Source organism: Actinomadura violacea (assembly GCF_017573465.1).
GTDB lineage: Bacteria > Actinomycetota > Actinomycetes > Streptosporangiales > Streptosporangiaceae > Spirillospora > Spirillospora violacea.
In genome coordinates, this window is sequence record NZ_JAGEPF010000041.1 from 20,987 (window position 1) to 36,709 (window position 15,723).

Annotated in this window: 11 protein-coding genes; 8 read left to right on the forward strand and 3 right to left on the reverse strand. The window is 64.0% G+C overall.

Annotation, left to right across the window (positions count from 1 at the left end; all coding sequences use genetic code 11):
- Positions 1-90: 90 nt before the first annotated feature.
- Both J4709_RS46480 and J4709_RS46485 read right to left on the reverse strand, forming a co-directional pair.
- On the reverse strand, positions 91-876 hold the full coding sequence (locus J4709_RS46480; protein WP_208251905.1) for a hypothetical protein: 786 nt from the start codon (positions 874-876) through the stop codon (positions 91-93).
- Positions 863-1,243: a hypothetical protein gene (locus J4709_RS46485; protein ID WP_208251906.1), complete on the reverse strand. Its 381-nt coding sequence runs from the start codon at positions 1,241-1,243 to the stop codon at positions 863-865. Before J4709_RS46485 ends, J4709_RS46480 begins: the two co-directional genes overlap by 14 nt.
- A 1,343-nt stretch (positions 1,244-2,586) precedes the next feature.
- Between J4709_RS46485 and J4709_RS46490 the strand changes: the two genes are divergently transcribed.
- From J4709_RS46490 to J4709_RS46520, 7 genes are all read left to right on the forward strand, one after another.
- Positions 2,587-4,206 carry a type I restriction-modification system subunit M gene (locus J4709_RS46490; RefSeq protein WP_307802100.1) on the forward strand — a complete coding sequence of 540 codons (1,620 nt, stop codon included), beginning with the start codon at positions 2,587-2,589 and terminating at the stop codon, positions 4,204-4,206.
- Positions 4,194-5,681 carry a type I restriction-modification system subunit M gene (locus J4709_RS46495; protein WP_208251907.1) on the forward strand — a complete coding sequence of 496 codons (1,488 nt, stop codon included), beginning with the start codon at positions 4,194-4,196 and terminating at the stop codon, positions 5,679-5,681. Before J4709_RS46490 ends, J4709_RS46495 begins: the two co-directional genes overlap by 13 nt.
- On the forward strand, positions 5,678-6,871 hold the full coding sequence (locus J4709_RS46500) for a restriction endonuclease subunit S (RefSeq protein ID WP_208251908.1): 1,194 nt from the start codon (positions 5,678-5,680) through the stop codon (positions 6,869-6,871). The genes J4709_RS46495 and J4709_RS46500 overlap by 4 nt, the downstream gene beginning before the upstream one ends.
- Positions 6,840-9,743, forward strand: coding sequence for a type I restriction endonuclease subunit R (locus J4709_RS46505; RefSeq protein ID WP_208251909.1), 2,904 nt, complete (start codon positions 6,840-6,842; stop codon positions 9,741-9,743). The genes J4709_RS46500 and J4709_RS46505 overlap by 32 nt, the downstream gene beginning before the upstream one ends.
- Positions 9,744-9,782: 39 nt before the next feature.
- Complete coding sequence (locus J4709_RS46510) at positions 9,783-10,979, forward strand: DUF262 domain-containing protein (RefSeq protein ID WP_208251910.1); 1,197 nt, start codon at positions 9,783-9,785, stop codon at positions 10,977-10,979.
- 92 nt (positions 10,980-11,071) lie between these two features.
- Entirely contained in the window at positions 11,072-12,355 is a 1,284-nt protein-coding gene (locus J4709_RS46515) for an ATP-dependent nuclease (protein WP_208251911.1), read from the forward strand.
- A 964-nt stretch (positions 12,356-13,319) separates the two neighbouring features.
- A complete protein-coding gene (locus J4709_RS46520) occupies positions 13,320-14,405 on the forward strand; it encodes an amidohydrolase (protein WP_307802101.1) in 1,086 nt (361 codons plus the stop codon).
- A gap of 207 nt (positions 14,406-14,612) precedes the next feature.
- On the opposite strand, the gene J4709_RS46525 is transcribed toward J4709_RS46520, so the two are convergent.
- Positions 14,613-15,194 (reverse strand): TetR/AcrR family transcriptional regulator, encoded by a 582-nt coding sequence (locus tag J4709_RS46525; protein WP_208251913.1) that lies wholly within the window; start codon positions 15,192-15,194, stop codon positions 14,613-14,615.
- A 225-nt stretch (positions 15,195-15,419) separates the two neighbouring features.
- Between J4709_RS46525 and J4709_RS46530 the strand changes: the two genes are divergently transcribed.
- On the forward strand, positions 15,420-15,710 hold the full coding sequence (locus tag J4709_RS46530) for a dihydrofolate reductase family protein (RefSeq protein ID WP_232385097.1): 291 nt from the start codon (positions 15,420-15,422) through the stop codon (positions 15,708-15,710).
- The last annotated feature ends 13 nt before the right edge of the window (positions 15,711-15,723 follow it).

Below are 15,723 nucleotides of genomic sequence, written 5' to 3' on the forward strand. Positions count from 1 at the left end.
GCCGCGGCAAAGGCTTGAACGCCCTGGAATCGACCCCACGCGCAGCCTTCGGCCCTGCCAGCACACTGTTACTCGACCTCATACCAACCCTCATCCGTAGAGCGCCTGCGCCTCGGCCACCCGCAACCGGAAACTCGTCGACCGGCTCAACGGCGGAAGCGCACCACCAGACCCATCCGAACCCCGCCACGTACCGCCCCACACCACCGTCACTCGCACCCGGTAGGCATGGCCGGGCTGATGAAGCGAAGACCGCCCGAACGTGTACGAGCAATCGGTGTGCTGTGCCGCGGCCGGCCGCGACTTGTCATAGGCAGTGCCAGGACCCGCGCATCGAACGACCGGCTCACCAGGCCCCGGCGCGATCGTCATGCTCTGTGGCCGAGCGGTCACCTCGACCCACACACTGCGAGCCGCGACGCGATCATTCAGCGGACGCCAGTTGGTCACCCAGAACCACTCCGGCAGCCCCACCAGCCCATCGCTCCGGCGAGGCGGTGCCGTCCGCACCACCGGCGCCGGAATCGGCATGGTCGCCCACCTGGTCAACGCCAACTCGGCTGGCGACACCTTCGGCGTCTTGCCGCCCTCGTGCACCGGCGGGCAGACCACCTGCACGTACTCGCTCAGTTCCTGGCAATTACGTGGCCCCGCCTTCTGCAACACGCTCGCGCGGTCACCCTGCGGCGCAGCAGCAGGAGCTCGCCCGCCCTTCGCCGGCGCCCCACCGTCATGAGCGCCGTAGTCGTAGGCGAACGAGTTCGTATTCGGCGGCATCGGATCCAGCGGAGGCGGTGCAGCAACGGATGAGGCGGCGGAGAGCAGCCCGGCAACGAGCGCAGGCCCAACGGTTGCCACCCCGTCAGCACCCTTCACCGATCGCAATGGATTTACTTACCCGCCACTGCCCATAAGCATCCTTAACCAGCAGAGCCTTCTTACTCCCCTGCCGAACCCCACGGATGAGCTTTTTCTGCGTAACAGAGTTCAGAAGCCCCGAGTCGCGCGAATCCTGACAGTCATGGACTGTAGCGCCACTAGCGGTAAGCTGAACGCTCTTCACGTGGACGATGATGTGACCGTAGGTCGCGATGTGATGCTTCTTCATCGCGTCGATGCGTTGGAGCACCCGCGAGAGTTGAGGATCGGCCATAACGGTCGCGAGTTGCTGCCTACGAGATTCCGCGGGGAGCGAATCTGCCCGCTCCAGCATCGCGACGAACTTCGCATAAGCCGTAGCCACAGCCTTCTCCTCCGCCGCCGTGGACGACGAAGGCGAAGACGCACTACCAGGCGCCGAAGGCAAGGCGACCGCCTTCGGCGCGCTGCCGCACGCGGAGAGGGCCAAGGCAGTACCTGCGAGGCTTAGCCAGTGGATCCCAACAGCTACCCGCCGACCAATACTCGCCAACTCTCCACCCTCACATGCTCGATCAAATGTTTCACTGCCACAGGCGCCGCGATTAGGACGTTGAGTGATCGTAGAGCAGGCGAAGCGACTCGTCTTCCCAACGCAATACCAAGGAAGGTAGATCTATCCACAACCGAAGGGCGCCAAATTCCGCTCATGCAGCGATCGAGTTCAAGCGAGCACACAACGGACCATCCGGGACGAAAGACTCAAATCGTAAAACCTAACTGGAAAGCGCGTCGGGTCGAACATCGAACCATCTGAACGCCCGTCACGCCGCCGGACCTGGAAGGTGACCAGAAGTCAAACCACGACCACAGACGGCGAGTCACACAGTGACCAATCAGCCGCTCCTGGTAGCCACAAGGCATGCCGTCCCCAGCCCCTGAAGCACACCCACCTCTGGAACCGCACGAGCCTTGGCGTGTTGCCCCTCGCCAGCGACGTCACCAGCGCCAGCACCGCCGCAGATGGCTGGTTTCCGCGGTCGCCGGCGTACTGGCCTCCTCCGTGGCAGCCCTCGCCTTGATTCTCACCGAGCACTCTCACACGACGCCGTCACCCACCGGCGACGCCACCACGAGCAGCGCGATCAAGCGCCCGCGGTCGAGTACATCCGCAGATCCCGCACACCCGGCGCCATCCCCGCCGCGCCACCAAGAACCGAGCCACGAGGCCCGAAGGCACCAACGGCTCGATGTGTCCCCCAGCCCGTTTACGGCCCAGACGCCAAGGCCAGCCCGCCGCAACGCCGCAAACCTGCGACGGGAAACGGGGAAATCCCGGCACGGAACCCACGGCCCCCACGCCCGGCCTCGCAAGGCAGCCCACAGCCGTAAGCCACCGGCCTGGATCGGTCGCGAGTGCCGCCGCCGCTTCCCACACGACCGCATTCGGCAGGCCGCCTGCATCGCAGCCCTCCACAGCTACTTCAGCAGATGACTCCCGCCGAAGCCCAGCGACGCAGCGACAAAGAGCGCTCGGGCGCCAACTTGATCAAGGCTGTGAGGTCCGGACTACCTCCATGGCCGTGGGGAGCACTCACCACCACCAGGGGCGCGATCCCCCACTCCTCAGCATCACACACAGCGTAGCCAGGCGCCAACCGCCGCGTCGAAGGCGCGGCTGGGCGCCGGGGGAGAATCCCGGCTGGATCAACATCCGACGGCCATGGCGTGACCTTCGCTGGTTACGATACGGCACCCCCGGGCGTGTCGGCTGAGCTCGCCCAGTACCGTCTCCTGTTTGTGGTCACTGGTAGACGGGCGGAGCGGATGCGACGTGGTGGACAACTCGACCTGCTCGAAGCGGATCGAGATCGGTTGACTCTGGCCGAACTGGAGGCACACCTCTGGGAGGCGGCCCAGATTCTGCGGGGTCCGGTGGATCAGGCCGACTTCAAGAGCTACATCTTCCCATTGCTGTTCTTCAAGCGGATCAGTGACGTGCACCGAGAGGAGACTCAAGCGGCTCTGAGGGTGTCCGGTGGAGACCCCACCTTTGCAAGGTTCCCGGAGAATCACCGCTTCCAGATTCCTGGTGAGAGCTTCTGGGAGGATGTGCGGGCCGCCGAGGAGAACGTCGGCTACCACCTGCAGGGCGCCCTGCAGCGTATCGAGACGGCAAACCCACGGGCGCTGCGCGGAATCTTCGGAGACACGCCTTGGACAAACAAGGAACGGGTCTCGGACGAGGTCATCACCGATCTCCTGGAACATTTCTCGAAGCGAAGACTCGGCAACGCTGACGTTGAGCCGGACGTGCTCGGCCAAGCCTACGAGTACTTGATTAAGAAGTTTGCGGACCTATCCAATCGTAAGGCTGGCGAGTTTTATACCCCTCGCATGGTCGTCAAGCTCCTCGTATCGATCCTCCAGCCGACGGATCGCGACATCGTTTACGACCCGGCCTGTGGGACGGGGGGCATGCTGATCGAAGCCGCACACCACGTGGTCATCAATGGCGGCAGCCTAGAGAAACTGTCAGGGAGACTGTTCGGTCAGGAGAAGAACCTCACTACCTCGGGCATCGCCCGAATGAACCTCTTTCTGCACGGTATCGAGGACTTCGAGATCGCCCACGGCGACACCTTGCGCCATCCCGCCTTCTACGATCACGACCGGCTGGCGACCTTCGACTGCATCCTGGCGAACCCACCGTTCTCCCTCAAGGGCTGGGGCGACGATATGTGGGCCGACGACCTTTTCAAGCGTTCCGAGACCGGGGTGCCGCCGTGGAACTCGGGCGACTTTGCCTGGGTGCAGCACATGATATCCTCGATGGAACTCGGCACCGGCCGCATCGGCGTAGTTCTGCCGCAGGGAGCGTTGTTCCGGGGCGACTCTGAGGGCGCGATCCGACAGAATATCCTTGCCTCCGGGAAGGTCGAGACGGTCATCTCGCTCGCCCCGAACCTCTTCTACGGAACCGGACTCGCGGCCTGCATCCTAATCCTCCGTGACCGCCCGGCGTACCCGGGGTACGTCCTGTTCATCGACGCGTCCGACCAGTTCCGCAAGGGTCGCTCCCAGAACACTTTGGAGTCCGAGCACGTTACGCGAATTCACAACTGGTATCGAGCGGCGGCCGACATCCGGGGCCGGTCGCGCCTGGTGAGCTTGGCCGAGATCGGCCGCAACGGGGACAGCCTCTATTGCCCGCTGTACCTAGAGTCCCGTGCCGTCGCAGAGCTACCCGAGATGTCGGACGCGCTCTCGAGGCTGCGGGCCGCCCGCGCGGAACTGTCGGAGGCCGAGGCCTCACTAGGGGAGAAACTTACGGAATGGGGACTGTGAACGAACAGCGACTCACCCAAGGCGAGCTGGAGAACTACCTGTGGGGCGCGGCGACGCTGCTGCGTGGTCTCGTCGATGCGGGCGACTACAAGCAGTTCATTTTTCCGCTGCTGTTCTTCAAGCGGATTAGCGACGTCTACGACGAGGAACAAGCAGCGGCGCTGGCGTTGTACGGAGAGGAGGAACTGGCGGCCAAACCCGAGAATCACCGGTTTCAGATCCCTGATGGCGCGCATTGGGAGGACGTCCGAAAAACTGCCGAGAATGTCGGAAAGGCAATCGCGGAGGCGATGACACAAATTGAGTCGACTAATTCTGGACGACTTGACGGAGTATTCGGCGACACTCAATGGACGAACAAGGAAAGGTTGCCGGACGCAACACTGAAAAATCTAATAGAGCACTTCTCGAGCCAGACCCTTTCAATCGCACGAGTGCCCGAGGACGGGCTCGGCCAGGCATATGAGTTCCTGGTGAAGAGTTTCGCTGACGATTCCGGGCACACCGCCCAGGAGTTCTACACCAATCGGACGCTGGTGCGGCTCATGACCCTCATGCTCAAGCCGCGCCCCGGGGAGAGCATATACGACCCGACCTGCGGCACGGGTGGCATGCTGGTCTCGGCCGTTGCACAGTTGCGCAGGGAGGGCTTGGAGCATAGAAACGTTCGTCTGTGCGGACAAGAGCGCAACGTGATGACCTCCGCGATCGCTCGAATGAACCTCTTCCTGCATGGCATCGAAGACTTCGAGATCGCCCGTGGCGACACTCTCGGGGCACCCGCTTTCCACACCGGTGATCGGCTGGCGAGATTTGACGTGATCCTCGCCAACCCCCCGTACTCGATCAAGCAGTGGAACCGCGCGGCATTCGCGAAGGACAAATGGGGCCGCAATCTCTGGGGAACGCCACCGCAGCCTCGCGCCGACTACGCCTTCTTCCAACACATCGCTGCCTCGCTCGACCCGGTGACCGGCCGCTGCGCTATCTTGTTCCCGCACGGCGTTCTGTTCCGTAACGACGAACGCGCTCTCCGCGAGAAGCTTGTCCGCTCTGGCCTCCTGGAGTGCGTGCTTGGCCTCGGCCCGGGCCTGTTCTACAACTCGCCGATGGAGGCCTGCGTCGTCGTCCTCCGCACGAACCGCTCCGCCGCACGCCACGACAAGGTTCTATTCATCAATGCAGTCGCCGAAGTCGAACGCGCCCGCCGTCAGACTTTTCTCAGTGACACCAACATCAGCCGTATCCACGCCGCCTTCGAGTCCTTTGAAGATCAGGAAGGTTTTGCGGCTGTCGTCAGCACTGACGATATCATTGCAAATAACTCCACGCTCTCAATACCGCAGTACGTGGTCAAGTCGTCCGCCGGCTACGAACGTGCCGATATCGGGGAACTTCTCGCGAACTGGCGGCAGACGGGAGCCGTGGCCCGGAGCTCTGTAAGGCGGCTGATGACTTCCATGGAGGACTCTTGAATATCGATCGCTTCAATTGGGGGACCGTCCGATTCGGCGACCTCGTCAAGCAGGCGACTAGCACAGGTAAGGGAAGGACGGGCGATCGTGTCGTGGGACTTGAGCACCTCGATTCCGACGCACTCGCCGTTAGGAGATCTGCGCCAGAGAAGACTGATCACGCGTTTACGCGTAGATTTCGGGCCGGGCAGGTTCTTTATGGCAAGCGCCGGGTCTACCAGCGCAAGGCGGGACGAGTTGGGTTCGACGGGGTCTGCTCGAACGACATTATAGTTATGGAGTCAGCCTCTGAAGCACTGCATGCCGACCTGTTGCCGATTATCATTCAGACTCAATCTTTCGTGGAGCATGCCCTTGCGACCTCGGTCGGTTCCCTCTCCCCTCGTACAAACTGGAAGAGCATCGCCGATTTTTGTTTCAATCTACCCACGATCGAAGACCAAGTAAGAATCGCAGATCTGGTGTGGGCTTCCGAAGAGGTAGCGGTCAGGGCGCAGGCTGCGGTTGATGCGGCGTGGGCGGTCGAGAAGCGTGCACTGGAGGATGCTTACAAGAGCTCAACCTGGCCCATTGTTCGACTGGATTCTGTTGGTGAAGTGCAACTCGGTCGGATGCAACATCGCAAGTATCAAACTGGTCGATTTTCCCGACCATATGTTCGGGTGGCAAATGTTCAGGATGACCACCTCGATCTAGCAGAAGTCTTCGAGATGGATTTCGACGATAAACATTATCCGAAATTTGCCCTCATGCCTGGCGACGTTCTGACTGTAGAGGGCAACGGCTCACTGGAAGAGATCGGTCGCTCGGCCATGTGGAGCGGCGAGATCGATGAATGCTGTTTTCAGAAAGCTCTTCTCCGTTTTCGGCCGGGCCCTGGGGTGGTACCGGAGTTCGCGTACGGGTGGCTGCGTCGAAAGTACTACCGTGGTGACCTTGCGAAGATGGCGACGCGCACGACCACGTTGGCGAACATCACTGCTGTCCGCTTTGCGGCAATGGACTTTCCGCTACCCGGGCTGGAGGTGCAGAATGAGGTGGTTCGCCGTGTCGCCGAGGCTCGGGAGGCTCGGCGCGCGTTGGAGGAGCATGCGCGTGCGTCCCGCAGGCTCGTGCGTGGGTTGATCGACCGGATATTCAGCGAGGACGTTCCCTCAGATGACCTTCAGCGAAGCCAACAGCGTCCGTGATCTGATTCGCGACCGGCTGGTAGAGGCCAGCAGCGGCTGGATGTTCACCGCAGGTCCGGCCCTACCCCGCAAAGATACAGATGTGCTGATCAAGCCGCTGTTGCGGGACGCGCTGTTGCGCCTGAACCCAATGCTGGCGGCTGAGCCACACCGGGCCGATGAGGTGATCTACGAACTGAGGGCGCTCACCCTCGCCGCTGGCAGCGTGGGTCTTGTGCGAGCCAACGAGGATTTCCGGCGATGGCTGCTCGGTGAGCATTCGCGGCCGTTCGGGCCCGAGCGACGCCACCAAACCGTCCGGTTGGTTGACTTCGAAGACCTGAGCCGTAACACCTATGTGTTGTCGACCGAGGTGACCTTCCGTGTCGGGCCGGTCGAGCGCAGGTTCGACCTGGTGCTGTGGGTCAACGGGATTCCGATGGTTGTCGGGGAGGCCAAGACTGCTACGCGGCCGGGAGTGAGCTGGCTCGACGGAGCCGTCCAGATCCACGAGGGATACGAAGGCGACGTACCCGACTTTTTCGTCCCGAACGCCTTTTCCTTCGCCACTGACGGGCGCGATCTACGGTACGGAGCGGTCCGGGCGCCCGACGAGTCCTGGTTCCCTTGGCGCAGTGAGGGCTGCGACGGGCCGCTCGACTCGGTCGGGCGGGCAGCTTGTGAGCTGCTGTCGCCCACGACGCTGCTAGACATCGTGAAGCACTTCACCGTCTACGGGACTGACGGCCGGCATCAGAAGATCAAGGTGATCTCCCGTCAGCCTCAGTATCGTGCCGGAAACAAGATCGTCGACCGCGTGCTGGCCGGCCGGCCACGCAAGGGCCTCATCTGGCACTTCCAGGGGTCGGGCAAGTCGCTACTGATGCTGTTCACCGCCCAGAAGTTACGCAATCATCCCTGGCTCGGCTCACCGACCGTGCTGATCGTGGTCGACCGGATCGATCTGGACACCCAGATCACCAGCACGTTCAATGCCTCAGACGTCCCCAATGTCGAAACCGCAACCAGCGGTGCGGAGTTGCGTGACTGGCTCGGCTCCGGCCAGCGGAAGATCATCATCACCACGGTCTTCAAGTTCGCCGATGCGGACCCGGAGCTCTCCGACCGCGATGACATCGTTTGCCTGGTGGACGAGGCCCACCGGACTCAGGAGGGCGACCTCGGTGACCGGATGCGTGCCTCCCTGCCCCATGCGTTCTTCTTCGGTATGACCGGGACTCCGATCAACCGCACCGACCGCAACACCTTTCGGAACTTCGGCGCTCAGGAGGACCCAGGTCGCTATCTCGACCGGTATCCCCAGTCGGAGTCGATCGCGGACGACGCCACGCTCCCGATCCACTTCGAGCCGCGGGGAACCGAGTTCACCCTCGATCCCGAGGAGATCGACCGCGAATTCGACCGGCTAGCCGGGACGTTGAATGAGGAAGAGACGAAGCTCCTGACGAAGCGGACCGTGCGCATGGAGCGGCTGTTCAAATCCTCCGAGCGAATCCGGCTCGTGTGCGCCGACGTCGTCAGGCACTTCACGGAGCACGTTGCGGCCAAGGGTTTCAAAGCCCAGGTGGTCGTCTACGACAAGGAAACCTGTGGCCTTTACAAGGCCGAGCTCGACCGGCTGATCGGTGAGGACGCCAGCGCCGTCGTCATCTCCAAAGGCCAGGGGACCCCGGGATCAGTGCAGCCACACCTGCGATCGAAGCTGGAGGAGGAACGGCTACTCGATCGGTTCCGCGATCCGGACGACCCGCTCCAGATCATTATCGTGACGGCGAAGCTCCTCACCGGCTTCGACGCGCCGATCCTGCAGACGATGTACCTGGACAAGGTCATGAAGGACCATACGCTGCTGCAGGCAATCTGCCGAACGAACCGGCCCTACACACTGGGCGACCAGGAGAAGACGCATGGCACGGTCGTCGACTACATCGGGGTCTTCAGGCATCTGGACAGGGCGCTCCAGTTCGACGAGGCCAAGATGCAGGAGACCCTCACCAGCATCCGGGCGCTGGCAGCGGAGCTACCAGCCGCACTCAATGCATGCCTAGCCTTCTTCCCTGGTGTCGACCGCAATGTAGAAGGCCACGACGGGTTGGTGGAGGCACAGCGACGCCTCAGTGACCTGACCGTCCGGGATCTGTTCGGGTTGGAGTACGTGAGGCTGCAGCGGTTGTGGGAGGCGTTGTCCCCGGATCCGGAGCTGGCCCCGTACCGCGACGACTACACCTGGCTGACCCAGGTTTATCAGTCGGTCAAGCCTCGAGACACGACAGGCCGCCGTGTCTGGAGAAGGTTGGGAGCGCAGACGCGAGCGCTGATCGACCAGCACCTCCACGTCGACGCGATCCGCGATGATCTGGAAACGCTAGTGCTGGACGCGGCTGTGGCGGAGGCCATGGAAGGAGCGCCCGAGCAGCACATCGACCGTGTCCAAGCAAGTATCGGGGCGCGGCTGCGGCTGCGGGCTGGCAATCCAAGATTCGCCTCGATCGGGGAGCGGCTTGAGGCCCTGCGCCGTGAGTACGAAAACGGACAGATCACCAGTCTCCTCTGCTTGAAGAGGCTACTCGACCTCGCCCGAGAAATTGTCACTCTCGAACGTACAATCGATAACGACGAGGCTGGGAAGGAGGCGCTCACCGCACTGTTCGAGCGGGTTCACCAAGATCGTTCGGCCCCGGAGCGTGTCGGGCGCATCGTCTGGGAGATCGATGACATCGTCCGTTCCGTGCGCTGGGAAAACTGGCAGCGCACAGGGCTCGGCGATCGGAGGGTCAGGCAGGCTCTGCGAGGCGTCCTACTCAAGTACAACCTGCATCGCGATGACGAACTGTTTGAGAAAGCCTACGACTACATCCGCCAGTACTACTGACCCCCAAGCGGAGAGTCACTAGTGAGAGAGAGTTAGGCGATGGCCTCACCCCGGTCGCTGCGCGGGCCGGCGCGTCCCCGAACGGCAACGCTTCGCGACGTACTGTCGGAGCTCGCCGAGGGCAACCTGCGGATCGACTCCGACAGGATGGGGACGCCGCCGTGGCCGCAGCATCGACGGCGGATGGTGGTGGACTCAGTGCTGAGAGGCTGGCCGATCGGCCCGGTATACGTCATCACGACAGGGCGGATCCCCAGGGTGATCGACGGGGCTCAGCGCCTCACAGCCCTCCTGGACTTCGTCAAAGGGGCCTTCGCGGTGGACGGGCTTCTGTCGCCGGTCGATCCCGTACTACGAGAACTGGACGGGGCGCACTACGCCCAGTTGAGCACCGGTATGCGGCAAGCCGTCGATGATTATCCGATCGTGGTGATCGAGCTGGACGGTATCCCACCCGAGCACTTGCGGCCGATTTTCGTCCGACTCAATGGTGTGGACTGGCTCACCCCTGAACAACGGCTCTTTATTGAGGCCGGAGGGCTCGGTGAGCAGGTCAGAGACCTGGTGAACCAGGCGGCGGACCGGGGCCTGGAGCCAGGACGGATCGGATTTTCCAACGTTGGCCTCGCCTATGACGAGGTCGTCATCAGGCTACTCGCCGCTACCGAGGCCCGGCAGGTTAGCGCGGCGGCGGATGAATTTGAGAAGCGGGCAAAGACGGGTGAACCCGTTGTTGACGAGGTCAAGCGAAGGGCTGCGGGCTCACTCGCCTCTCTGCTTCGTCTCCCGTCCGTGGACGGGGCGGGAATCAGATTCAGCAAGGCGACGCTGCTGTCCTGGTTGCTGCTCCTGGTTCAGGCGGACCAGCGATTCGGCCCTGCGTCGGCCCACCACATCGGCCGACTGCTGGAATGGTTCGAGCGGCAGCGACGCAGGATCTCCGCTGGTCTCAAGCTGAGTGACCCCCCGCCGGTCATCTCGGAGTACCCGGCCCTACCGTACCCGGAGCTTCTCAACCTGTTCAACGAGTACGCCGCCATCGATGCCCTTGGGGCCACGCAGATCCTGCACCGCGATGTCGTCCTGTGGCTCTTCCTACTGGCATGTGGTGGGTTGCCATCGGAATCTGTCAGCCCAGGGCCTCGACTGTTTCGGCTCTATGCGGCGCTCGCCGACGGGGCCGACCCGGACACGGCTGTCACCGAGGTCGTCAGCGAAGGCTGGGGCGCCTGGTGACCCGGCGAGCGGCACTGGCGAAGTGCCATGAGAGGCTGCGCTCGGGGCGACTGGGTTACCCGTTACGCCGAATAAGCATCGACGGCCACGAGTTGTTCGGCAAGATCGGGTTCGAGTTGGCTCCCCGGATCACAGTGCTCGTCGGACCCAGCGGCGCCGGCAAGACCCAACTGCTGACCGCCGTCCATGGCTGCCTCACGCAAGGAAACGACCCCACGATCACAGCCGAGGTAGATACCGGGAAGGCTGAGATCACTTGCAGGTTCGTTGACCCGGCCGAGGAGAGCTTCATCGTTCTGTCACACGTCCGATCGGTTGAGGGATTGGAAGCCAAACGTGACGCGGTAGAACGGTCGACCCTGGATCAGGCTTCGCTGAAGCAACTCGGTTACCTGCTCGGCCGCGACTACGAAAGAGCCGCGTTCGCCGAACTCGGCCGCGAGGACGGCGTGACCGGGCGATGGCGTTACTATGAGCTCACGCATCGAGGACGGACCTACGGCCCTGCCAATATGAGCATGGGAGAGCTGGTCGCATTCTCGATCATCATGGCACTGAAAGCGCTACGGCCGGGCCATGTGCTGCTGCTGGACGAACCCGAGAACTTCCTGTCCCCCCGAGCCCGTGCACGATTGGCCGACATCCTCATCGAGACCGCAGCCACCAAGAGCAAGGTGGTCTCCCTGGTCGTCGCTTCCCACTCGGCGGAGTTGGTCGAGCGGTTCCCGTCCCCCTACCTGCGGTTGCTCGGGCGGAACCCAGTCGCGGGGATCACCATTGAGGAGATCTCGCACACCACACCGGCACTGGAGCGGCTCGGACTTCGGCCTAAGCCAAAGGTGCTAACGGTCGTCGAAGACGTGCTCGCCAGCGCCATGCTCGCCGCGCTGTTGGCCTTGACAGCGCCTGAGTTGAGCACGGTGGTCCGCATCGTCCAGGTCGGCGGGGACGGCAATGTACCCAAATTCGTCGGTCCGCTGCAAAGCTGTGGTTTCGGACTGGAGGTCCTCGGCGTTCTCGACGGCGACTCCCGAGAAAAGGTCGCTAACGGAACCCTACAGTTCCCTGCGGGCCGGGTTGCCTTCCTACCAGGTCAGGTGCCGCCCGACGCGTTACTGATGAACATACTCTCTGAGGCGAGCAGCGAGGTGGCCCACCACCTCGGAGTAGAAGTCGATGCTGTCTCCCGAGCATTAGTTTCGGCCGAAGGGCTCGATCATCACGACCGGCTCGCTGCGGTGGCGGACGCGGTCGGCCTGCCGATCGGCCACGTTACACAGACCATCATACGTGCCCTGGCGAACCGAGACCAAGAACGTGCACAGATCACCGAACTCATATCGGTGATTAGGAGCTTGGCCCACACCGACGACTAAAGCGACGCGATCCGACAGCATCTGATCGGGAATCAGGACGAAATAATTCGGCGGATGCCGAAGGTGGGGGGAGCCGGTAGGCGGACATCCCCGTACAGGTGCCGCACCGGCGCAGATGGGCTGAGCATGCCGAACGTTTGCAGTCGATAGGCTGTCAGGCCGTCGTGGTCCTCGATAACATTTGACCTGTACGGTACAGGCCGGGGTATTGCAGCACAGGATCGTCGGTGGCTAACCTGCGACTGTGACGCGGTAGACGTCGCCGATCGGGGTTGCGGTCGATATGTGTAATTGTCTGTGGTCGTCCCAGCAACACGGCCCCGCGGTTAGGGGATCGTGAATCGGGACGGGATCGTCAGTTGGCAGCGGTGGGCGGTGGGGTTGTGCGTGCAGCCATGCGCGCGGTTCCCCGTAGGGGGTACAACGGGAACCGGCTCGACCGGTTCCGATCACCACATGCGCGACATCGCGCTGCATGTCGCATGAACGGGCGTGTGCCCGGGTCGTGCGGGCTCGGGCTCATCGGAGGCGGCCCCGGCGCACGCGCGACACGGCTCCGCACCGAGTACGTCGAAGACGTCCACTCGATCGCACGCCGCGAAGCCGCGGGCGCTCTCGACACCATGTCGGCCGAGGCCGCCGACGCGCCGGACGACCGCGGGCCCGCGCCGCGCACGTTCATCGTCTCCGCGATGCCCCGAGAGATTTCCTCCCGCTCGTGCAGCGTCAAATGCCCGGCGGCATGGCGCTGTAGTCCCGCACCACACCTCCGCGATCAAGATCATTGAAGGTGATGTGCCGCCCCTTGAGTCCAAGATCATTCCTCGACATGGCGAATCTCGAAATCGGGCGCGAACGCGTTCGGTATCGCCCCGGCTCTGCTCATGGGCCTGGTCGACGAATTCCTCTCCCGAACGGGCGTGCGCTGATCGACTTCCGTCGTGACCTGCACGCGCACCCGGAAGTGGGGTACAAGGAGCACCGCACGACCACGGCCCTCCTCGCCCGTCTGCGGGAGATCGGCCTTGACCCGCAGGTCCTGCCCGGTGGCACCGGCCTGATCTGCGACATCCGCGGGGGCGAAGGGCCGATGGTCGCGCTGCGCGCCGACATCGACGCTTTGCCTCAGCACGACACCAAGAACGTCGCCTACCGCTCGACGGTGGAAGGCGTGGCACACGCCTGCGGCCACGACGTGCACACCACCATGCTGCTCGGCGCGGGCCACTACCTGTCGATGCTCGCCGACAGCGGGTTCCCCGGCACGGTGCGGCTGATCTTCCAGCCCGCCGAGGAGGTCCCCGGTGGGGCGCGGGACGTGATCACCGCCGGCGGTCTGACCGGTGTGGAGCGCATCTTCGCGCTGCACTGCGACCCGGCGGAGGAGGTCGGATTCCTCGGTCTGCGGACCGGGGCGATCACGGCTTCCTACGACAAGATCCGGGTGGAGGTCACCGGGCCGGGCGGGCACACCGCACGGCCCTACCTGACCGCCGACCTGGTCACGGCCATCGCCGCCATGGCAAAGGACGTGCCGGCGGCGCTGGCCCGCGAGATCGACCCGCGTATCGGGCACGTGCTGGCCTTCGGCCACATCTCGGCGGGCACGGCGGCGAATTCCATCCCCACCACCGGGCTCCTTGAGGGATCACTTCGCCTCCTGGACCTGGCGGAAGTGCCGTCCGTCATCGAGAAGCTGCGGAGGCTGGTCGCCGCGGTGGCCGCGACGTACAAGGTCGAGGCGACGCTGCTCACTTCGGTGGGCCTGCCGCCCACGGTCAACGAAGCGACGAGCGTGGAGATCTTCCGGGACTCCGGGATCCGAGCGCTCGGCGAGGTCAAGGACGGCTCCACCGGCCAGAGCTTGGGTGGAGAGGACTTCGGCTACTACACCGTAGAGACGAAGGGCGCCCTTGCGCGCTTCGGCGTGCGCACGCCCGGCATGCCGAAGTACGACCTCCACAAGGGCGGCTTCGACGTCGACGAGGACTGCATCGCGCTCGGCGTCCGGCTCTGGGTGGCCACGGCGCTGAGGGCCCTCCACTGGTGAGGGTCTGAAAGCCGATGCACTGACCGGCCGTGATCGGCCACTCGCCGGTCACGGCCAACGTGGGGCCCGGTCCGCACCGGGCCCCACCTGATGATCAACGCCAGGGGCCCGGTTCGCGCCGGGCCCCTCTTGATGCCCTTTACGCGGGGTTTGTGCACCTTGGTCGGTGCGTGCTCGTGCGAGTGGACCGAAGCCTGACGCCACGCCCTACTGGGGGCGTAGGCCGCTGAGGGTGTATTCGAGGAGCTGCGGGGTGTCGCGGACGTCGAGGGCGTCGGTGCCGAACAGGAGCCGGTAGTACACGACCGAATAGAGCATCTCGGTCATGACGCGGGTGGGGACGTCGGCGCGGAGCTGGCCGGCGGTGATCGCGGCGGCGAGCCGCTTCTCGCAGAGGCGGGTGCGGGGTTCGGTGATGCTCTCGCGGAGGGCGGCGCCGATGGCGGGGTCGCCCTGCGCGTCGGCGACGACGCCGCGGAAGACCGTCCCGATGGGGCCCTTGAGCAGGCGGGTGACCTCGTTGAGCTGCTGGACGAGGTCGGCGGCGATGTCGCCGGTGTCCGGGAAGTCGATCGCCTCGCCGACGAAGTCGTTGATCGCCTCCAGGGCGAGGGCGGCCTTGGAGGACCACCACCGGTAGATCGTCTGCTTGCTGACCCCGGCCCGGGCGGCGATGGCCTCGATGGTGACCTTCGCGTACCCGCGGTCACCGACCAGCGCGATCGTCGCGTCCAGGGTCGCGCGCCGGGAGCGTTCGTTGCGGCGTTCGGGGTTGGGTGCGGGCGTCATGCCTGCGAGCTTAACGGAACGAGACGTCTCGTGTTGACAGGTCGGCGCAGGTCGGCTTATGTTCCTCGACATCAAACGAGACGTCCCGTTCCGTCGGGACGTCCATCGATGGGGAGTGAATCTCATGAGCAGGCTCGTCGTGTGCACGTTCGTGTCCCTGGACGGCGTCATGCAGAGCCCCGGCGGGCCCGCCGAGGACGGCTCGGGCGGCTTCCGGCACGGCGGATGCTGAAGGGCGACGCGGCCCGGACCGTCGCCGACCTCAAGGCGGGAGGAGCCGGCGAGATCCTGGTGCAGGGCAGCAGCGACCTGATCCGCACGCTGCAGGAAGCCGGACTGATCGACGAGTACCGCCTGCTGACCTTCCCCGTCGTACTCGGCGACGGGAAGCGGCTGTTCGCCTCCGGTACCGTCCCCGCCGGGCTGAAGTTGACCGAGGTGACCAGCACCGCCGCCGGCGTCGTCCACAGCGTCTACGAACGCGCCGCCGTCCCCGCCTACGGCACCGTCGCCTGACCCACGTCTACAG